The following is a 20,065-nucleotide window of genomic DNA, read 5'->3' as shown; positions in this document are numbered from 1 at the left end:
GATGACTTCAAAAATATTACTCATAATTTTATTGTTCGGCTCGCTTAATTATGCTCAAAAATTCTATGCTTCAGTTGATAAAAACAAGGTTGGACTAAATGAGCAATTCGAAATATCTTTTACTTTTGAAGGAAAAGATATTAACAGTCTAAATAATTTCACCCCACCTGCATTTACAAATTTCCTTGCTCTTTCCGGACCGAATCAATCAACAAGCATGCAGATAATTAATGGAAATGTTTCTGCATCACGAACATATTCTTATTACTTACAGCCAAGAAGCATTGGTAAATATTCTATTGGAAGCGCTTCAATTCAATTTGATGGTGGAACTTTTAAAACGCAACCTCTGACAATCGAAGTAGTAAAAGGCAATACGCAGCCTCAGCAGCAGTCAAATGATAATACCATATCGAATGCAGATATTGCGGACAACTTATTTATTCGCACTATCGTTGATAAACAAAAGGTTTATCTCGGCGAGCAAGTTACAGTTGTCTATAAGCTTTATACCCGATTAAATATTGCCTCGCAAATGTCTATTAATAAACTTCCGAATTATGAAGGGTTTTGGTCGGAAGAAATTGAGACTGCAAACAATATTGATTTTACTACAGAAGTTATTAATGGTAAACAATACAGAGTGGGTGTACTAAAAAGAGCTGCACTTTTTCCTTCGCAAACCGGTGAGCTTTCAATTACTCCATTTGAATTAAATGTTCCTGTTCAAATTCAAAAGAAAAAACGAAGCAATAATATTTTTGATGATTTTTTTAATGATCCTTTCGGAAGGAGTGAGACTTATGAATACAATGCGAAATCAAATACTGTAAAAATATCAGTGCTTCCACTTCCGGAAGCAAAGAAGCCTAAGTCTTTTGCAGGTGCTGTTGGCAGGTTTGAAATCACTTCTTCTATCGAACAGAAAAAATATAAAACCAATGAACCAATCACACTTAAACTTACAATTTCTGGTTCCGGAAATATAAAACTTTTAAATATACCTGAATTAACACTCCCGACAGGGTTGGATAAATATGAACCTAAAACTGATGAACAAATAAGTGCAGGCGCTGTTGTAACCGGAGTAAAAACTATTGAGTACGTTATTGTTCCGAGAATTGCAGGCATAAAGGAAATTCCACCAATAGAATTTTCTTATTTCGATCCCTCAAAAAAATCTTACGTTACGTTAACTACACAAAGTTACACTATTGATATAGCTCAGGGCGAGGCTAACATCTCAGAATACACAAACAAACAGGGGGTAGAAACACTTGATCAGGATATCAGGTATTTAAAAATCGAATCAGATGATATTTCAAATAATTCCGGAATTGTGCTTTTCCAATTTGGATATTGGGTGTCGTTTATTGTTCCATTGGTCACGGTTGTTTTACTTGTTAATTGGAAACGACGTCAGGATAAGCTTTCAGGAAATGTTCAACTGATGAAGTATCAGCGTGCTCAAAAAGTTGCAAAGAATAGATTGAAAGCCGCAAAAAAATTATTGGAAGAAAATAAAGTTGAAATTTTCTTTACTGAGATTTCGTTTGCACTGTTCGGCTATCTTGAAGATAAATTACACATTTCAAAAGCAGAATTTACTCTTGAGCATGCTTGTGAAATATTAAAAGGGAAAAAGATCCCGGATCAGATAATTGATGAGTTGAGAGATTCTGTACAAAAGTGTGAGTTTGTCCGATTTGCTCCAAACACTGATGGCGAAACTGCGATGAAAGAAATGTACGAAAGTATTTCACACGTTATAATTGAAATCGAAAGGAGCATAAAATAACTTATGAAATTTCCTTCGATTCAATTTGCTTATATTTTTTACTTACTAATTTTATTTCAATTGCCGTCAATTTCTAATGCAGCACAAGATGTGGAGAATATTTTTAGCTCGGCAAATCATAATTATAAGATGGGAAATTTTGAATTTGCTGCTTCTGAATATGAAAAATTAATTTATCAAGGTTATAAAGGCACTTCACTTTTTTATAATCTTGGTAATTCTTATTTCCGTCTTGGAAAACTTGGCAAGGCAATCTTGAATTATGAAAAAGCACTCAAGTTGTCACCCGGCGTTGAAGATGTGTTACATAATCTTGCCTTTGTAAACTTGAAAACTGTTGACAAAATTGAAACTTTGCCAAAGTTTTTTCTCTTTCAATGGTGGGAAAATTTAATCGGTTTATTTACTGTTAACGGATGGAGTTTTGTTATACTCGGGATATTTTTATTGATACTTACCTGTATTGTGGTTTATTTTTTCACCAAAAAAATTGAATTCCAAAAGGCTTCTTTCCTTACCGGTTTGTTTCTCAGTTTAATATTCCTTTTTACTGCTTCAATTCTAACAATAAATCTTAATCGGGAAATGAATTGGAAATTTGGGATAGTAATGACTACTAAAGTAATAGCTAAAACTTCGCCTGATAATCAAAGTAAGGATAACTTTTTGATTCATGAAGGGCTAAAAGTTAAAATTGAAGACGAACTTGAAGATTGGTATAAAATCAAATTGCCCGATGGAAAAATAGGCTGGGTGATTAAAGGGGAACTCGAAATTATTTAGTCCAATAATTAATGCTTTTTTTAATGACATAAATTGAATAGTTTTAAAACAACAATTATTAAAAAATGAAAGGTAATGAATGAAAAAAATGATCTTTTTCTTTGTATTTATTCTTGCTGTTGGATTTTCAACCAAAATCTTGGCTCAAGAAAATACAAAAGACGCAAACACAAAAAACCGAACAAACACAAACTGTTGACTCAAATAAACCATTTAACACAGTATGTCCTGTCAGCGGTGAAGAAGTTGATCCGGAAATTACATATCAGTACGATGGAAAAACTTATGCTCTTTGCTGCAAAAGCTGTTTAAAGAAATTTAAAAATAATCCTGAGAAGTACATCGGTAAATTAAGTGATGATGGAAAATCAATTAAAAAGAAATCTGAATAAAGGGAAGGTTAATAAAATGAAGTATCTATTATTTGTTTTTGCGTTTGTAATTGGATTATCCTTTTTCTCAAACGCTAATACTGAAGATGAAAATTGCTGCAAAAAAAATAAAATGGAATGCAAACAAGATCAAAAATGTTCAATGGAACACAATTCTATGGTTTGCATGGATGACAGTACCAAATCTGATATGAAATGCAAAAAAGACGGCGAAATGAAAATGGATTGCTGCAAAAAAGATGACGATAAAAAAATGGACTGCTGCAAAGGCAGTGATGAAAAAAAGGAATGCAAACATTCTGATAAGGAAGACGAATCAGAAGATAGTTCAAAATAAATTTTAGTCGTGTAACTTAAAACCCGAAGTTTTTGATAAGCTTCGGGTTTTTTTGTTTAAATTTCTACAAATGATTTTTCTTCTTTAATGGATAATAAAAAATATAATAAGTCAAAATTAATTGTCGGAATATTCGAAACATTGCTTGGTTTTATTCTGATTTTTTTATTTGTAAAAATTGGATTGAATACCTGGCTCGAAGAGCTTATCCGAAGTTATTCCTTGAACGATTACTTAGTCTTTCTATCATTTATTTTTTTTATGGGAGTTGGTTCGGCTGTTCTGTTAAGTCCGCTAAGTTTTTACTCAGGGTTTTATCTTGAACACAAATACAATCTTTCAAATCAGTCTTTCGTAAAATGGGTGTGGGAAAGTTTTAAAGCAGTTGCAGTATCCTCTGTAATTGCAGCTCCAATCATGGTAGTTTTTTACTACAGCATTCTTCATTATGGAACTAATTGGTGGCTTCCTTTTGCGGTAGTGTTATTTCTATTCTCAGTAATTCTTGCTCGTGTTGTACCGGTGTTTATCCTGCCGCTATTTTACAAATTAATTCCAATTGAAAACGAATCATTAAAAAATAGGATAACACATTTAGCAAACGAAGCAGGGATAAAAGTTGAAAATATTTTCAAGTTTGACATGAGTAAAAACACGAAGAAAGCTAATGCCGCATTTACCGGAATTGGCAAATCAAAACGAATTTTACTTGGCGATACTTTGCTGGATAATTTTTCTGAAGATGAAATTGAAACGGTTATAGCTCACGAACTCGGTCACTACAAGAAGAAACACATCATAAAAAATATTATATACGATACGGCTGCGAGTTTTATAACACTTTATTTTGTATCAATTCTTTATTCAAATTCTCTTGCATGGTTCAATCTAAAAAGTATTGAACAAATAGCTGCATTGCCGTTGTTAGCGCTTTGGCTAATGATCATCGGATTAGTTCAAACACCATTGGGAAACATTCTTTCCAGAAAGTATGAATACGAAGCTGACAAGTATGCAATTCAAGCGACGCAAAAAGCTTCTGTATTCATAACTACATTTGAAAAGTTAAATAAGCAAAATTTAGGCGATCCTGAGCCTCATCCCTTTGTTGAATGGTATTTTTATAGCCATCCATCAATTGCAAAGAGAACAAAAACAATTTTAAAAGAAGAAAAAACACTAAATAACTTTCAATCTTTTAATCGAAACTCTAAAACTCCATTTTCAAATTTATGATTACATATTTCAAATTATTTCTAATTGTAATTCATACAACAATCTGCTCAATACTTGCGCTGATCTTTGCATTCATTGAACGACGCTTTATAGTTTACTTTTGGATTTCTAAATTATTCTCCGGTGGAATTTTGTTGATTACCGGGATCAGACTTAAGGTGGAGGGTCTTGAAAATATCGATCCAAATGCCACTTATGTTTTTGTTTCGAACCATGCGAGCCAGTTCGATATCACAGCGCTGCAATATGGAGTTCCAAATCGTTTGGCAATGATTTATAAAAAAGAACTTTCTAAAATTCCATTATTCGGCTGGCAGCTTGCCGCAGGACCTTATGTCAGTATTGATAGAAAAAATGCTGAAAGTGCTTTGAAAAGTATTCAAAAAGCAAAAGAGGTAATGAAAGAAAAAAATGTTTCTATTTTAGTTTTTGCCGAAGGTACCCGCAGTCCGGATGGACAGGTTCAGGAATTTAAACGCGGAGCATTCAGACTTGCTTCAAGCGTGGGGTATCCGATAGTTCCTATTACAATTATTGGCTCGAGTAGAATTATGCCGAAAGGAAAATTAAAATTCAATAAAGGTGAAATAATAATGCGAATTGATAAGCCAATCCCTACTCAAGAACTGAAATCCCGTCAGGATGAAATTGAGATGATGAAAACCATAAGGGATATAATAATTAAAAACTTCAATTGAAATAAGTGAGTATGTTTTTGATTCTTAAATTAAATTTAAAAAATAATTTATGGTTGTTGGAATAATTCCTGCTCGTTTTGCAAGTACAAGACTAATGGGAAAGCCTTTAGCTGATATTGGTGGAAAACCCATGATTCAACATACTTATGAAAGCGCATTAAAATCTAAATTACTGAATAAAGTTATCGTAGCTGTTGATGATTTGAAGGTAGCAGAGGTTATCAGAAGTTTCGGGGGGGAAGCTATGATTACTCCTAAGGAAATTTCTACTGGCTCAGATAGAATTGCTTACGTTGCTAAAACTTTACCAAAAGCGAAAATCATTGTAAATATTCAAGGTGATGAACCATTTATCGAAGGGGAGATGATTGATCAAGCAATTGAGCCGATGATATTTGATCGCAATGTTTATGTAACAACGCTTGCTAAGAGAATTAAATCTGTCGAAGAATTAAAATCCTCTGCGGTGGTTAAAGTTGTTTTTGATTACAATAATTATGCGATGTATTTCTCTCGTTCTGCTATTCCATTTGTGAGAGATGCAAAGACGAACTATGAGAGATTGCAGCTTGGCGAAATATATAAACACATAGGCTTATATGTTTACAAGCGCGATGCACTTTTGAAATTTACGACTCTGGAAAGCACTGACCTCGAAAGAGCTGAAAAGCTTGAGCAGTTGCGTATGCTCGAGAATGGTATGAAAATAAAAATTGTGGTAACAGAGCACGAATCCTTTTCAGTTGATACACCCGATGATTTAAAAAGGATCAGAGCTTTTTATAAATTTAAGCTTAAATCAAGCGAATAATTAAAATGAAAAAAATATTTTTAGCAAATCTACTTACGCCTTTGCAGCAGATTGACTTTAATGGTAAGAAGTTTCTCATTAAGAGGGACGATCTTACCGTAGTTGAATTATCAGGCAACAAAGTTCGAAAGCTTGAGTACATCCTTTATTATGCGAAAAAAGAAAAATCTGACTATGTGTTTACTTGCGGCGGTGATCAATCCAATCATGCCCGTGCTGCTGTCATTGCTGCATCAAAGCTCGGTATGAAAACAAAATTATTTTTATGGGGAACCGACAAGGCTAATCCAGATGGTAATTTATTTCTGTGTAAGTTTTTTGGTGCTGAAATTCGTTACCTAAGTTATCCTGAATATCAGCATGTCAATCAGATTATGTTTGACGAAAAAATAATATTTGAAAAAAGAAAATTGAAGGTTCATGTTATTCCGGAAGGGGGTTCAACTGTAGTTGGAATTAATGGTTATTTTGAATTTGTTAATGAATTGAATTCACAAATAAATTTGAAAAAGATAAATGGAATTTTAACGGCAGCAGGAACAGGTGGAACAGCCGCAGGAATTCTTGCCGGAATGACAGCCGCTAAAATAAACGCCAAAGTTTTTGCTATAAATGTTCTTTATCCTAAAGAAATTATCAAAGAAAAAATTCTGTTGTTGGCAGAAGCATTTTGCAGAGAGAATAAAATCAGTTTAAATATTAATTCCGACAATCTTATTATTCTCGATGGTTATTCAAGTGAGGGATATAAGAATATCTCCAATGAAAAACTAAAATTGATTAAGAAATTTGCGCAACAATCCGGCATCCTCTTAGACCCGTCATATACGGGAAAAGCATTTTATGCATTCCATGAAAATTTCCTAAACAATAGTAAAAATCACAAAGTAATTTTTCTCCATAGCGGCGGAATATTTGGTGTATTTAATAAAAGACGGGAATATTTATCAAGCTAACCTGTCTTTGCCAAAGTCGAGTAGAAGACCTATTTTTCAAATGTAATTATTTTTGTGAAATATTATAGTTGAGTCAGTCGAAAAGATTTATAAGAATGAAATCGAAATAGATTTGAAACAGAAAAGAAATTCAAGGAGCTTATATGAGCAATAAAATTCGAGTTATAGTTGCAAAAGCAGGATTAGATGGGCACGATCGAGGAGCGAAAGTTATTGCTGCCGCACTGCGAGATGCAGGCATGGAGGTTATTTATACAGGCTTGAGACAAACACCGGAGAGAATTGTAGATGCTGCGATCCAAGAAGACGCTGATGTAATTGGAATCAGTATTTTATCAGGAGCGCACATGACAATTTTCCCGCGCATTTTAGAACTAATGAAAGAAAAAGGAATTGATGATATTTTATTAACAGGGGGTGGTATAATTCCGGAAGATGATATGAAAGAACTAAGAAAAATGGGAGTGGGAGAATTATTTACTCCAGGCGCATCCACACAAAATATTGCAGAATATATAAAAAAATGGTGTGCAGAACATCCCCGGAAGATGATAGTTTAGAACAGAGTTAGTTACCTTTATATTTGCTTAAACCACCACCATAGGTTGCCATCCATTTATTGCCTGCACCATCAATTGCAATGGAAAAAATCCTATCATTTGGTATTCTGGAATTTGTTGTGTTATAGTTTATCCACGTATTTCCATCAAATTTAGAAATTCCAAGGTACGAATTTGCGAACCATTTGTTATTTTGGTCATCGACCGTAACGTAAAAAACTTCATCCGAAGGTAAGAATTGGTTAGTTGTCCAATTCGCGCCATCATAAAAAGCCGAGCCGCCCGGTATGTCATTGACAAAGCCGATTGCAGCCCAAATAATTCCTGAATGATCTATCGCAATATTCATTGCATTGTTTGAAAATCCTGTTTTAAAACTATTAAATCTCACCCATGAATCACCGTTGAATTTCGCGATACCTTTATCGTAAGTCCCTGTCCAAATATTCCCCTCTTCATCAATAACAACTGTCTCTATGAAATTAGATCCGACATTAGAATTGGTTGTATTATAAACATTCCAGGTGCTTCCATCGAAACTTAGGAGACCGCCGCCTGCTGTTCCGATCCATTTTTTGCCGTCAGGTGCAATTGCAATACAGTTTATCTCATTAACAGGTAAACCTGAATTGGACGTATTATAAATTGTCCAATTAAAATCATCGTAAACAGCTAAGCCATAAGTTGTCGCTATCCATTTTTTATTATCAGTGTCAATGGTGATGTACTTTACAAAATTTGAAGGTAGGGGGGAGTTTTCTTCCGAATAAGTTTTCCATTCTTGATCATCAAACCTCACTAAACCGTTTCCGTTTGTAGCAGCCCACTTGATAATTCCATTCTCAATTGCAACGTGAGTAATGTAATCAGAAATAAGTCCAGAGTTTGCAGTAGAATAATTTACCCAAATTAGACTATCAGTTAAATTTAAAAAAGGGTACTTTGTTGTACCACTGAATATTTCCACTTCCGATTTCGAATCCCAAAAACCGCTTATGCGTAGTCTAAGTTCATACTTCCCGGGAAGTATCCCCTCAATTATATCAGGAGTAAATTTATTTGTGGACGAATCGTTAAGAATAATTTCGGCTCCGCGGGGATTTGAATCAATATTTAGTTTACCAAAAACACCGCTGATTTTTTTATAGTCAATAAAAGTCATTGTTAATGAATCACTATTTACTACAACTGTTGACGTTACATCATTAAAGTATTGCTGCTTGATTAAAAGTTGATATGTCCCTTCCTGTAAAAATTTAATAGTATCCGGAGTTAAATAGCCTGTAAATTTTCCATTCAGATATATTAATGAACCAGACGGACTGGAATCAACAAATAATTTACCTGTTGGTAAAAGCTCATCATCAGTTGTAACCGATACTACCTTATCACAAGAATTTATCAGAAAACACTGAATAATTACAAAGACAGATAATATTTTTTTTATCGAATATTTTTTCATCATAATAAAAGTTAAGGTAAGCCTGGGGTATAACCAAATGATCTTATAAATGTTTCATTGAATATAGCTCCTGTTTGTGAACGCACATAAGAAGCAAAGATTCCGAAACCACCGTCAATATTTGTGTAGTCTGTTTCGTCGAGTTTTACAGTAAAGTCATCAAGAAATCCATTTGTGGTAGAATAATATCGAGATAATTCCTCATCGAAAACCAATAAGCTTAGCACAGCTCCAAGTATTTTATAATGGGCTTTATCCTCATCTCCTTCACTAATTTGTCTGAAAACAGAATCAAGTGAAGTCATTTCAAATCTTACGGTGTTAGTATTTGTTACTGCCGGAAATTCAGGAACCCATTTCCCATTTTCATTATTATAAGTGATAGGGATATCCTTTCCATATCTAACACCATCGACTAAATAATAAAAAGTAAGTTTTGGAAGATACCACCTGCTTGATACTGGTCCATTCCAGATAAACTGAAAATACTGCTGATCCTCCACCGGAAGAAGATGGTCGCTTGATGTATCAAATGTGACACTTTCCGGGAGCTTAGTAAGCGCGGACAATCTATTACCGCTTGGTAGAAGAGCAAATATCTAAAGGGAATCATCCCCATTTATTTCGAAATCGTTTGTGTAATAAAAATGCAGGTTTGAATTATATCTTGAAGTATCTTCTCTCGAAGTTAATGTGTCTTGTAAAAAATAAGCTCGGTCATTTTGAACTAGTATTATTGTGGCGTCTTTCACAGAAGGATCTTCCGAATTAATATAAGGATCATAACCGGGCACATCGTAGGTTTTTAGCAACACTGCTGTCTGAAATGATGAATCTGGATTTATTATTGAATATAAAATATATTTTTCTTGAAATTCTATTTTCGGATTAAACTCTTCCTCACAAGATAAAATACTTAATGAAGCAAATATCACAAGAGATATTAATAATCTTTTTTTCATATTGAAATTTTCAATGTTGCTGTTGGTAATATCGGAAGCATATTAACACGCTGCCCAGTTTTTCTATCAAAATAAAATATATTTTTTCTATCGTAAACGTTTAGCACATTTATACTAAAATCGAGATTTGTAAATCCCAGATTAAATTCTTTGGAAATGTTAAAATCTAATCTGTGATAGGTTGGCAGCCTGCCAAGATTTCTATCTGCGAGCACAGTGAAGGGAAGGTAACTGCCGAATAAACTTCCAATATTAAAAAGATCTTCAATATATAACTTGTCGTAGTAACCGCTGATTTGAGTGAATGGTAAACCAGAATTGAAAAACCAGCTCACACTGCTTTGCCAGCCATCGCCAAAATTGAAAGATAGATTTAACGTAACACTATGGCGCGAATCGTATTTCGGATATGATATCCATCCATCAATATTTCTATATGCCCAGCTTAATGAATATGAAGCAGATGCGTCAATAATACCATTTGTATATTTCAGCCAATATTCCGAGCCGTAAGCTTCACCACTACCATTAATAAAATCAGGATCGCCGGCTTGAATTTTATTCGGATTTTCTTCGGCTGTATTATTTAATTTTTTATAATAGCCTTCAATTGTAAAAGTTAGGTTTTCAATTCCGTTATACTCTATTCCCAGAACATAATGAAAAGCCTCAGAAGGTTTTAAGTAGTTGGGAGTAATCACCCAAGGTTCGAATAAAGAAATTATTTCATTCTCGTTTGTGAGAGTAATCAAATCCTGAGAGTAAATTCCCCCTGCACCTTTCAACGCAAGGAAGGGGAAAACACGGTAAGTAACATTAACTCTTGGTTCAGCAATTGGACCGGCTTGTTCGCTAAGTGAAATAACATTTAATCTGCTTCCGATATCCGCACCGAAATCTTCAAATCTTAAAAATTTATATTTAACATAAAGTGCCAATTGAAGTGACTTATCATTTAAATCTGTTGCGGCACCTTGAAGGTTTTCAAAATTTAATTCGGTGTTGATAGATTTTATACTATAACCAGCTTTGATTTCATCCTTTGATTCGGCAATGTATGAGACATCAGACCGAAGAGTTACATCATTAATGAAATTTCTTCGTGGTTTTGTGATGCTTAAATTTGGAAAAACTTCCCCATAGAAATTACTGATGGAAAAATTTGTCTCGGAATATACAGGGACATTTTCCCATTCCTGGAAAAGATATGCCCCATAAATGTTATTACTCCATTTGTAATCAGCCTCACTCGAGTTTGCTCCGATCAGTTGATCTAAACTATTGAAACCGTGTACTGAAATTTTTGTTAGACTTCCCGTACCGGAACTAATGTAATTGAATTTAAAAGATAAATCATAAAAATCGAACGGCGCTTCTTTATAGTTTAAGAATTTTTTTAGAATGCTGTTGAATGTACTCTTTCTTCCAGAGATTATAAACGATCCAATTGGCAATGGACCTTCAACCGAAGCTTTCGCCGTGAGAAAACTTCCTGTAACGTTTGCTGCAAATTTATTTTTGTTACCATCTTTTGTAACCAAATTTAGCACAGAGGAAAGTCGTCCGCCATAATCAGCCGTGAATCCGCCTTTAAAAAATTCTACTGCATTAATAATTTCCGGATCAATGATGCTGAATAATCCAAGTGCGTGAAAAGGATTATAAACAGAAACCCCATTAAACAAAACTAAATTCTGATTGCTGCTTCCGCCGCGGACATAATAACGGGCGGAAACATCCCCCGTCGATTTTACTCCAGGTAAAAATTGCAATGAACGAAAAATGTCGGTCTCAACTCCTTGCGGAAGATATTCAATCTCACGAATGGTTAATTTCTGCAGTCCGATGTCAGTTTCATTGGGACGGTCATATTTCTGGCCAATTTTTTCTACCGCTTCCAATCTTATTGCTGATGGTGCAAGTTCAATTCTCAACTGAGTGATCTGGTTCTGATTAATTTGAACTTGAATTTCTCTGGGAGAGTAGCTGAGATAACTAACGACGGCAATATAATTTTTCTCCGAGGGAATTCCAGGTATTGTAAAGTTCCCTTTAAGATCAGCCGACGCACCCATATTAGTTCCTTTTAGTAAAATATTTGCGAAAGGAAGAGCCTCACCGGAAAGTGAATCAGTAACACTCCCCCTTAATGTCCCAAAGTTTTGTGCCTCAGTTTTAGTTAAGCTAATTAGTATCAGGAACGCGATCAAAATATTAAAATACTTCAAGATTTACTTCAACAGCAGTTTTAATTTTAATTTCAATTGAAACATAATGGCATTTTTATTACTTATCAAGTAAAATAATATTGCCAAATTTTAAACATTAATTAAAGGAAGAGTGAAATGAAAATCAGTACCAATACCTTTTTTACTTGCAGCCCAGATTTTACCGCTGTGTTTTTCAATCATTTCGTGACAGAGAACTAATCCAAGTCCTGTGCCTTTTTCCTGAGCCGTTCCCGGAGTTGTGATCGAATGATCGAGTGAAAATATTTTGGAAAGCGTATCTTCATCCATGCCAATGCCTTTATCGCTTACGGATACTGTAACTATTTCTTTGTCTGAAGCAGCGCTAATTGTTATTTCAGAATTAGGATTGCTGAATTTGATGCCATTAGTAATTAAATTCTGCAAAACCGATCTTAGCATCTTTTCATCTGCGTGAACAAATATACCCTTTGATGTATTGTTTATTATGGTGATGTCTTTTAGAGAAGAAACACCAATTAAGACTTGTTGAACAGTTTCGATGGATTTATATAAATTCAGTTTTGCAGGGGAGAAAGTCATTTTACCAGATTGCAGCCTTGACCATTCGAGAAGGTTTTCTATTAGGCGATAAACATTTTCAATTGTTTTGTGAATGTTCGCCATATATTCTTTTAAGTCTGGTTTTTCAAGAAAATCAAATTCATCTACGATTATTTCACTCAAACCAAGTAACCCATGAAATGGACTTCGCAGATCGTGAGCTACAACTGAGAAGAATTTGTCTTTACTTGCATTCAAATTTTTCAATTCTTCATTGTACTCATGAATCTTTTGTTGTGCCTTAATTCTATCTGTTATATCAACAAAAGTGACAACTGCGCCAATTATTTTATCAGCTTTATGTATCGGATGCGACCAATATTCAACTTCTAATGGAGTGCCATCTGATTTCCAAAATACATCTTCATCTCTGTGTAGTTTAGAATTAGTTTTGACGGCTAATAAAATTTCACAACTTTCGATAGGATAACTTGAACCATCGCGATGAGAATGATGAATTAAATTGTGCATATTTTTTTTTATAAAGGAATCAATACTATCATAGCCAAGTATTTTAGCGCAAGCTTGATTAGCCATAAAACAAATTCCATTAACATCAGTGGCATATATTGCCTCTGCAGTTGAATCCAGAAGAAGCCTGATCTGTTCTTCGCTTTCAATCAGCTTGGTTTCATTCCTCTTCCTTTCGATTGCGTTCGCAATTTGAGTTGACACAAATTGAAGTATATTTAATTCTTCCATTCCGAACCTTACGCGTTCTTCATAACTCTGAATAGCGAGAACACCGATAGTTTTCAATCCAACCTTTAAAGGCACTCCAAGCCAATCTATACTTGGTTCTCCGATACTTTCTACTTCGCCAGATTGTTCAAGTCCCTCAAAAACATCAGGAGGGGCTAGAAGCGGTTCGCCTGTACGAATCACATATTCAGTTAATCCTTTGCCCGGTTTTTGAGTTAATGGCGCCTTATCAACTTTATCAACAAAAAAAGGGAAGCTAATTCTATCAGCAACATCATCATAAATAGCAATGTAAAAATTCTCAACGGGAATAAGTTCACTTAATATCTTGTGTATTATTGAATAAAGTTCGTTTAAATTACCCGAATCATGTACAGCCTCGGAAATTTTATAAAGTGCGAAATTTTTTTTCTCTTCCTTCTTTTTTTCAGATATGTTTCTAACAAGCGCAACTCGTAAATTTTTGCCTTTGTAGAACAAATTTTTCGGTTGTATCTCCAAATTAATTCTTGTCTTATTCGCTAATTTAGCTGCTACCTGGTAAGAATTTTCCAGCTTGTTCGAGATATTATTATAAATTATTTGTTTATCCTTTTCGGAGGCGGAGAAAAGTTCAATGATGTTTTTATTTTTTACTTCTTGAATTGTGGTGTTTAAAAGTCTTAACAATGATTGATTAGCATCTAATACTATACCATTATTGTGGATGAGTATTCCCTCGGTGGTTAAGTTTGCCATCATTTTATAGCGCTGTTCATCATCCCGTATTTGAAATTCAAGTTTCTTTATTTCGCTGATATCATTTATCGAAATAATTACAAATAGTACGCCGGGCTCTATCTCCAATCGTGAAAATTTTAAAGATGTCCATTCAAACAAGTTCTTATTTGCTTTGATTTTATTATCAATAAGAATTTCTCCTTTACTTTTATTGACTATTTTGTCAAATATGGATTCTATATTCTCAAGGTTATCCTCCGATAGGAATTCATCTAAAAGAATAGTTTGGGTTTCGGAGAAATTACTGGTACGTATTATTTTTTTTGCAGAGTTATTAATGAAAACAATTTTGCGGTCAGTCGAGCATACTACAATATTTTCGTTTAATTTATCGAAAATTTCAGTATAAATTTTTGGAAGTTTTGTATCAATTAAGGGTTTCGTTTTTGATGTTCGTTTTGCTTTCATATAATATCTGCACTGCTATTGCTTACATTCTACTTTTTTGTTGTTATAATAATAAAAAAAAAGGATCGTTACGTCCAAAATATTTCCACTCGAAAATTATTAAAGTATTGTTAAACTATTCAAATATGAACTAATTATGTTATTTAATCTGATAACTAAATTACCAATTAATTGATTTTAATTTTGATTTTAAAAGCATCGAAATAATCAATTAAGAAGTATATAGTTAATTCAGCTATAGTACCCGGTTTAATTCAAATATTTAAAAATCAGAATTGATTAGCTATATTTGCACTTCAAAAAATATTAGTTGAGGAAATGATAGATTTAAAATCACTAAACGAAGCCCAAAAAAAGGCAGTCGAATACTTAGATGGTGCAGAACTAATAGTTGCTGGCGCTGGAAGCGGTAAGACAAGGGTGCTTACTTATAAAGTTGCTTACCTTTTAGATAAGGGTTATGACCCCTCTACCATCCTGGCTTTAACTTTTACGAACAAAGCAGCTAACGAAATGAAGGAGCGGATCAAAAAGTTAGTGGGGGCGAAGGCTGATGGAATGTGGATGGGAACTTTCCATTCTATTTTTGCCAGAATTTTGAGAATTGAATCCAAGTATTCAGAATACTCAAACAATTTTTCAATCTACGATACTGAAGATTCAACTTCGCTGGTATTGAATATCATGGATGACTTGAATATTGATATTGAAGGGTTATCTGCAAATAACGTTAGACATCGTATCAGTTATTTAAAAAATCACATGATACTTCCGGCAGAATATAAGAAAAAGCAGAAAGAATATATCCACCATGATACAATAGCCGCAGTATACACCCAATATCAACAGCGTCTTTCAGAATTCAATGCGCTGGATTTTGACGATCTTCTTCTTAAACCAATTGACTTATTTAATGATAATCCGCGCATTCATCAAAAGTATAGAAAAATGTTTTCCTACATTCTTGTTGACGAATTTCAAGATACAAATATTGCCCAATATGTGTTGCTAAAAATGCTTGTATCCCGCGAAGGAAAAATTGCCGTAGTTGGTGATGATGCACAGAGCATTTACAGCTGGCGCGGAGCCAATATCAATAATATGCTTGATCTTGAAAAGGATTTTTCTAAATGTAAAGTTTTTAGACTTGAGCAGAATTATCGGTCAACCAAAACAATACTTGCCGCTGCAGACTCGTTAATCAAAAACAATAAACAGCAATACTCGAAAACGCTGTGGACAAAAAACAATGATGGCGAGCAGCTTACTTTGATGCGCTGTGCTGACGAGAAAGATGAAGCAATGCAAATAGCAAAATTTATAAAAATTGAAATTGCTAAAAAGAAAATTGCTTACAAGGATTTTTCTGTGCTCTACAGAACTAATGCCCAAAGCCGTGCACTCGAAGACATTTTCCGGCGGGAAAAAATACCTTATTGTATAATTGGCGGGGTAGAATTTTACAAAAGGAAGGAAGTCAAAGATATTGTTGCTTACTTCAAGGTTATCTCAAACCCAAAGGATGAGGAAAGTCTTTTACGGATTATGAACTTTCCACAACGTGGAATTGGCAATACAACAATTAAACGGATGATAGACTTTGCTCGCAAGCATGAACTTTCACTCTTCGATACAATGGGCAGGGTATTTGAAGTTATCAACATTAAAGAAAGAATACAGAAGAATGTTAAACATTTTAAGTTGCTGCTCGATAAATATATAAGCCTTAAAAATAATTTATCCATCGGTGAACTTTCAAGAGCATTGGTAGATGATCTTGGAATTTTAAGAATGTTTAAGGAAGAAGGCACTCCCGAATCTTTATCCCGTTGGGAAAATATTAATCAGTTGCTTGGCGCACTTTCCGAGTATTCCAGTCAATCGACTGCAAATACTCTTGAAAAATTTATAGAAGAAGTTTCTCTGATGCAGGATGTAGATAATTATAAAGAAGAAAAAAATGCAGTTACATTTATGACCATTCACAGCTCTAAAGGTCTGGAATTCCCGATTGTATTTATCCCCGGATTGGAAGAAGAAATTTTTCCACTTTCAAATAGATTTTTTTCAGATGCTTCTTTGGAAGAGGAAAGAAGATTATTTTATGTTGCAATTACTCGTGCGCAAAAGAAAATTTATCTTTCTCATGCCCGTTCCAGATATAGATTTGGTGAAGTTGCCTATCAGTCTCGCTCGAGGTTTATTGATGAATTAGATCCATCTACCATTGCTGAGCTTGACGGTGCCCTTGGAAGAAAAAATGCCAGAAAATCTAAAAAAGAAATTTATTATGAATATTTTGAAAAAGTTGATTATGAAGATTTTAGCCATGTGACAGTCTCAATTCGACCCGGCGCAAGGGTGATGCACGAAAAATTTGGACTTGGGAAAGTAACAGATGTCGTTGGGGCAGGTGATATGCAAAAAGCTACTGTCCAGTTTGAAGGCGGAAATCTAAAACAACTGATGCTTAAATTTGCCAAATTAAAAATTCTGCCGTAAAGATTTTATTATTTATTGAATGATACTAGGAATAATTATATGTCAATTGCACCTAAAAAATTAGCTTTACTTGTTGGAGGAGGACCAGCCCCCGGAATCAATAGCGTTATCGGTGCATCAACTATTCGCGCAGCGCTCGAAGGTGTTGAAGTGATCGGAGTTAAAGATGGATTCCAATGGATTATGGAAGGGGATATTTCTCACATAAAAGAATTGACTATTCAGAATGTTAGCCGAATTCATTTCAGGGGTGGTTCTTACATCGGCATATCCCGGGCAAACCCTACAAAAGATAAAAAGCATTTAGAGAACACTGTAACATCTTTATTAAGATTGAACGTTGATAAATTAATAACAATTGGCGGTGATGACACTGCTTTCAGCGCACTTAAAGTTAACGAGATGGCTGCCGGAAGGATTAAAGTTGTGCACGTTCCGAAAACTATTGATAACGATCTTGACCTACCTCATGGAATACCGACATTTGGTTTTCAAACTGCAAGGCATATCGGAGTTGAAGTAGTTAAGAACTTGATGGTTGATGCTCAAACAACATCACGATGGTATTTTGTCGTTTCAATGGGTAGAAAAGCCGGTCATCTGGCACTTGGAATTGGTAAAGCAACTGGTTCTACACTTACTTTAATTCCGGAAGAATTTTCAGGAAAAAAAATTAAACTTTCGCATATCACCGATATTTTAGTTGGTTCTATTATTAAAAGACTCAGTTATGGCCGCACCGACGGAGTAGCTATTATTGCTGAAGGATTGGTAGAGCATTTAGATAGCAGTGAGCTCGAATCATTAATGAATGTAGAAAGAGATGATCACGATAATATTAGAATTGCCGAAATTAATTTTGGTGAGATTTTAAAATTTAAAGTTCAAGAAAGGCTGAAGGAGTTTAATCTTAAAGCGACTATCGTTGCAAAAAATATTGGTTATGAACTTCGTTGTGCTGACCCAATTCCATTTGACATGGAATATACGAGAGATCTTGGATTCGCTGCTGCTCAATTTATATTGAATGGCGGTTCAGGTGCGATGGTCTCAATTCAAAATGGATATTTTGTCCCCTTGTTTTTTCAGGATATTATTGACCCGCTTACTAATAAGACAAAAGTTAGATTGGTTGATCCAAGTTCCGAATCATTTTATATTGCGCGAAGATATATGTTAAGACTGAACCAGGCTGATTTTGAGGATCCACACGAATTAGCTAAATATGCCGCTACTTGTGGTATTTCACTTGAGGAGTTTAGAAATAAATTTTATTATCTCATTGAAGGTGATTTGCTTTATCAGAGTATAAAAGAGGGGAAGATCAAACTTGCTGCGGTAGAAAGTAATGAAGCATTCAAAGCCATTTATATCAACAGGACTTTTAACGGTAAGGAAGAAATTCCAAACGGGATAATTTCCAAATGAAAGTTACTTTAACCCACAACTAATTTTTTATAGCACTCAGGAAATATTACTGATGTATAAGGGTTATTTTTTATCAGATCTTAAAACTTTGAGGAAGCAATAAATAGTTAGTATGAAAATGCTACCCCATGCGGCGGTCATAAAAATAATCCCAGAAGTTGTTAATCCCATGCTCATCCTAACAGTTTAATTAGTCAATAAATTTTATTAAACAATATTATGAATTTCATAAGAGAAGTTCAAGTTGAATCTAATAATTAAGTTAAAGAAAGTATTTATCCCCATATCTGCAAAAAACATAATTTGGGAGGAAGATAATTGTCATTAAAGATTTGTTGTAAAAACCTTCAAATTTACTTTTTGACCTCTAAGAATTGATTTATGTATCTTAATTGACAAATTGCACTTTACAAGTAAGTGAAAAATATTTATTTTGATCTCAAAGATTTAGTTAATCTCAATAATCTTATGAAATGTATTTTTAAGGAAAGTAACTATGGCTAAAAATTTTGTATCCAATAAGGATGAAACAGTTAGAATGTTCAAGAACGATATTCTTGAATTTTTCTCACGGGTTCACTTCACTGTCCCGCTTTATATTTATTTGCCGGTGATAGGTTTCTTCTTTTTATCGGTCGATATTTTTTTTCTCGCTAACTGCCGGACAGATTTCTGAGTTCATTTTATTTGGAATTGCTGTTTGGACATTAACAGAATATTTGCTGCACCGTTTTATTTTTCATTATGAACCAAAAAGTTCATTTGGAAAAAAAATGCATTTCATGTTTCATGGTGTTCATCATGATTACCCAAGCGATTCGCGCAGATTAGTGATGCCTCCTGCTGTCAGCATTCCTCTCGCTGCATTATTTTATTTTATTTTTCAGAGTTTTTTAGGCGGAATATATGTCGCACCATTTTTCATCGGGTTTATCGGCGGATATCTTTTTTATGATATTACTCATTATGCAGTTCATCATTTTAACATGCACGGTAAATTCTGGCTTGCAATAAAAAATCACCACATGAGACATCACTACCTCAACTCAAATAAAGGTTACGGAGTTAGTTCGCCTGTATGGGATATAATTGTAGGCACAAATTTTCCGGCTGAAGTTAAAAAAAAATGACGACTTTAGATTAGCTGATTGGATGAAACGATTTCATTCAGTCCTTATGTTTTTTTTTATCATTTCGCTTACTTCTGTTTTTAGTCAAAGCCAACCGCAAATATTTATTCGTTTAAATCAAGTTGGTTTTCTTCCAGATGATCTTAAATCAGCTATTATATTGGTTGATACCCCAACTCAAACAGATTCATTTAAAATAATAGATGTATCAAACAATCAAATTGTTTTACGAACATTGTAACTCAAATATCTTTTCCAGGCAGTGATTCTTTTAATTGTAAAGAAATTCGTTTTGATTCAATCACAA

At 34.1% G+C, this 20,065-nt stretch carries 17 protein-coding genes and 1 pseudogene; 13 read left to right on the top strand and 5 right to left on the bottom strand.

Annotation, left to right across the window (positions count from 1 at the left end; translation table 11 throughout):
* Nucleotide 1: 1 nt before the first annotated feature.
* The 9 genes from IPH11_03400 to IPH11_03360 all read left to right on the top strand — a co-directional run bounded on the left by IPH11_03400 (nt 2) and on the right by IPH11_03360 (nt 7,571).
* The gene (locus IPH11_03400; protein ID MBK6912748.1) at nt 2–1,798 is read left to right on the top strand and encodes a protein BatD; all 1,797 of its coding nucleotides are present in this window, start codon (nt 2–4) and stop codon (nt 1,796–1,798) included.
* 3 nt (nt 1,799–1,801) lie between these two features.
* Nucleotides 1,802–2,581: a tetratricopeptide repeat protein gene (locus IPH11_03395; GenBank protein MBK6912747.1), complete on the top strand. Its 780-nt coding sequence runs from the start codon at nt 1,802–1,804 to the stop codon at nt 2,579–2,581.
* Between the two features lie 152 nt (nt 2,582–2,733).
* On the top strand, nt 2,734–2,973 hold the full coding sequence (locus IPH11_03390) for a YHS domain-containing protein (protein ID MBK6912746.1): 240 nt from the start codon (nt 2,734–2,736) through the stop codon (nt 2,971–2,973).
* 16 nt (nt 2,974–2,989) lie between these two features.
* A complete protein-coding gene (locus IPH11_03385) occupies nt 2,990–3,310 on the top strand; it encodes a hypothetical protein (GenBank protein MBK6912745.1) in 321 nt (106 codons plus the stop codon).
* 87 nt (nt 3,311–3,397) lie between these two features.
* Complete coding sequence (locus tag IPH11_03380; GenBank protein ID MBK6912744.1) at nt 3,398–4,546, top strand: M48 family metallopeptidase; 1,149 nt, start codon at nt 3,398–3,400, stop codon at nt 4,544–4,546.
* Entirely contained in the window at nt 4,543–5,244 is a 702-nt protein-coding gene (locus tag IPH11_03375) for a 1-acyl-sn-glycerol-3-phosphate acyltransferase (protein MBK6912743.1), read from the top strand. The genes IPH11_03380 and IPH11_03375 overlap by 4 nt, the downstream gene beginning before the upstream one ends.
* Nucleotides 5,245–5,293: 49 nt before the next feature.
* The gene (gene kdsB / locus IPH11_03370) at nt 5,294–6,055 is read left to right on the top strand and encodes a 3-deoxy-manno-octulosonate cytidylyltransferase (protein MBK6912742.1); all 762 of its coding nucleotides are present in this window, start codon (nt 5,294–5,296) and stop codon (nt 6,053–6,055) included.
* Nucleotides 6,056–6,060: 5 nt separating this feature from the next.
* The gene (locus IPH11_03365) at nt 6,061–7,011 is read left to right on the top strand and encodes a pyridoxal-phosphate dependent enzyme (GenBank protein ID MBK6912741.1); all 951 of its coding nucleotides are present in this window, start codon (nt 6,061–6,063) and stop codon (nt 7,009–7,011) included.
* 143 nt (nt 7,012–7,154) lie between these two features.
* The gene (locus tag IPH11_03360; GenBank protein MBK6912740.1) at nt 7,155–7,571 is read left to right on the top strand and encodes a cobalamin B12-binding domain-containing protein; all 417 of its coding nucleotides are present in this window, start codon (nt 7,155–7,157) and stop codon (nt 7,569–7,571) included.
* Between the two features lie 7 nt (nt 7,572–7,578).
* On the opposite strand, the gene IPH11_03355 is transcribed toward IPH11_03360, so the two are convergent.
* The 5 genes from IPH11_03355 to IPH11_03335 form a co-directional block, all read right to left on the bottom strand.
* The gene (locus tag IPH11_03355) at nt 7,579–9,033 is read right to left on the bottom strand and encodes a PEGA domain-containing protein (GenBank protein MBK6912739.1); all 1,455 of its coding nucleotides are present in this window, start codon (nt 9,031–9,033) and stop codon (nt 7,579–7,581) included.
* Nucleotides 9,034–9,044: 11 nt separating this feature from the next.
* Nucleotides 9,045–9,602: a hypothetical protein gene (locus IPH11_03350; GenBank protein ID MBK6912738.1), complete on the bottom strand. Its 558-nt coding sequence runs from the start codon at nt 9,600–9,602 to the stop codon at nt 9,045–9,047.
* A gap of 30 nt (nt 9,603–9,632) precedes the next feature.
* Nucleotides 9,633–9,995, bottom strand: a complete 363-nt coding sequence (locus IPH11_03345) for a DUF4249 family protein (protein ID MBK6912737.1) — start codon at nt 9,993–9,995, stop codon at nt 9,633–9,635.
* Nucleotides 9,992–12,223 (bottom strand): TonB-dependent receptor, encoded by a 2,232-nt coding sequence (locus IPH11_03340; GenBank protein MBK6912736.1) that lies wholly within the window; start codon nt 12,221–12,223, stop codon nt 9,992–9,994. The genes IPH11_03345 and IPH11_03340 overlap by 4 nt, the downstream gene beginning before the upstream one ends.
* A gap of 90 nt (nt 12,224–12,313) precedes the next feature.
* On the bottom strand, nt 12,314–14,698 hold the full coding sequence (locus IPH11_03335) for a PAS domain S-box protein (protein MBK6912735.1): 2,385 nt from the start codon (nt 14,696–14,698) through the stop codon (nt 12,314–12,316).
* Nucleotides 14,699–15,016: 318 nt separating this feature from the next.
* Between IPH11_03335 and IPH11_03330 the strand changes: the two genes are divergently transcribed.
* The 4 genes and pseudogenes from IPH11_03330 to IPH11_03315 all read left to right on the top strand — a co-directional run bounded on the left by IPH11_03330 (nt 15,017) and on the right by IPH11_03315 (nt 19,999).
* The gene (locus IPH11_03330) at nt 15,017–17,200 is read left to right on the top strand and encodes a UvrD-helicase domain-containing protein (GenBank protein MBK6912734.1); all 2,184 of its coding nucleotides are present in this window, start codon (nt 15,017–15,019) and stop codon (nt 17,198–17,200) included.
* Between the two features lie 39 nt (nt 17,201–17,239).
* On the top strand, nt 17,240–18,628 hold the full coding sequence (locus tag IPH11_03325; protein MBK6912733.1) for a 6-phosphofructokinase: 1,389 nt from the start codon (nt 17,240–17,242) through the stop codon (nt 18,626–18,628).
* A 496-nt stretch (nt 18,629–19,124) separates the two neighbouring features.
* Nucleotides 19,125–19,758: pseudogene (locus IPH11_03320) on the top strand (sterol desaturase family protein).
* Between the two features lie 22 nt (nt 19,759–19,780).
* Nucleotides 19,781–19,999 carry a hypothetical protein gene (locus IPH11_03315; protein MBK6912732.1) on the top strand — a complete coding sequence of 73 codons (219 nt, stop codon included), beginning with the start codon at nt 19,781–19,783 and terminating at the stop codon, nt 19,997–19,999.
* The last annotated feature ends 66 nt before the right edge of the window (nt 20,000–20,065 follow it).

The organism is Ignavibacteriales bacterium, assembly GCA_016709155.1.
In the GTDB taxonomy this organism is placed as follows: Bacteria; Bacteroidota; Ignavibacteria; order Ignavibacteriales; family Ignavibacteriaceae; genus JADJEI01.
This window is presented reverse-complemented; position numbering and strand designations above follow the sequence as displayed.

Excerpts from the sequence above, each read along its gene's own strand:
- IPH11_03400 (MBK6912748.1), top strand. The coding sequence starts at position 2 with ATGACTTCAAAAATATTACTCATAATTTTATTGTTCGGCTCGCTTAAT.
- kdsB (MBK6912742.1), top strand. The coding sequence starts at position 5,294 with ATGGTTGTTGGAATAATTCCTGCTCGTTTTGCAAGTACAAGACTAATG.
- IPH11_03385 (MBK6912745.1), top strand. The coding sequence starts at position 2,990 with ATGAAGTATCTATTATTTGTTTTTGCGTTTGTAATTGGATTATCCTTT.
- IPH11_03330 (MBK6912734.1), top strand. The coding sequence starts at position 15,017 with ATGATAGATTTAAAATCACTAAACGAAGCCCAAAAAAAGGCAGTCGAA.
- IPH11_03325 (MBK6912733.1), top strand. The coding sequence starts at position 17,240 with ATGTCAATTGCACCTAAAAAATTAGCTTTACTTGTTGGAGGAGGACCA.
- IPH11_03345 (MBK6912737.1), bottom strand. The coding sequence starts at position 9,995 with ATGAAAAAAAGATTATTAATATCTCTTGTGATATTTGCTTCATTAAGT.
- IPH11_03315 (MBK6912732.1), top strand. The coding sequence starts at position 19,781 with ATGAAACGATTTCATTCAGTCCTTATGTTTTTTTTTATCATTTCGCTT.
- IPH11_03375 (MBK6912743.1), top strand. The coding sequence starts at position 4,543 with ATGATTACATATTTCAAATTATTTCTAATTGTAATTCATACAACAATC.
- IPH11_03380 (MBK6912744.1), top strand. The coding sequence starts at position 3,398 with ATGGATAATAAAAAATATAATAAGTCAAAATTAATTGTCGGAATATTC.
- IPH11_03365 (MBK6912741.1), top strand. The coding sequence starts at position 6,061 with ATGAAAAAAATATTTTTAGCAAATCTACTTACGCCTTTGCAGCAGATT.
- IPH11_03395 (MBK6912747.1), top strand. The coding sequence starts at position 1,802 with ATGAAATTTCCTTCGATTCAATTTGCTTATATTTTTTACTTACTAATT.
- IPH11_03355 (MBK6912739.1), bottom strand. The coding sequence starts at position 9,033 with ATGAAAAAATATTCGATAAAAAAAATATTATCTGTCTTTGTAATTATT.
- IPH11_03360 (MBK6912740.1), top strand. The coding sequence starts at position 7,155 with ATGAGCAATAAAATTCGAGTTATAGTTGCAAAAGCAGGATTAGATGGG.
- IPH11_03335 (MBK6912735.1), bottom strand. The coding sequence starts at position 14,698 with ATGAAAGCAAAACGAACATCAAAAACGAAACCCTTAATTGATACAAAA.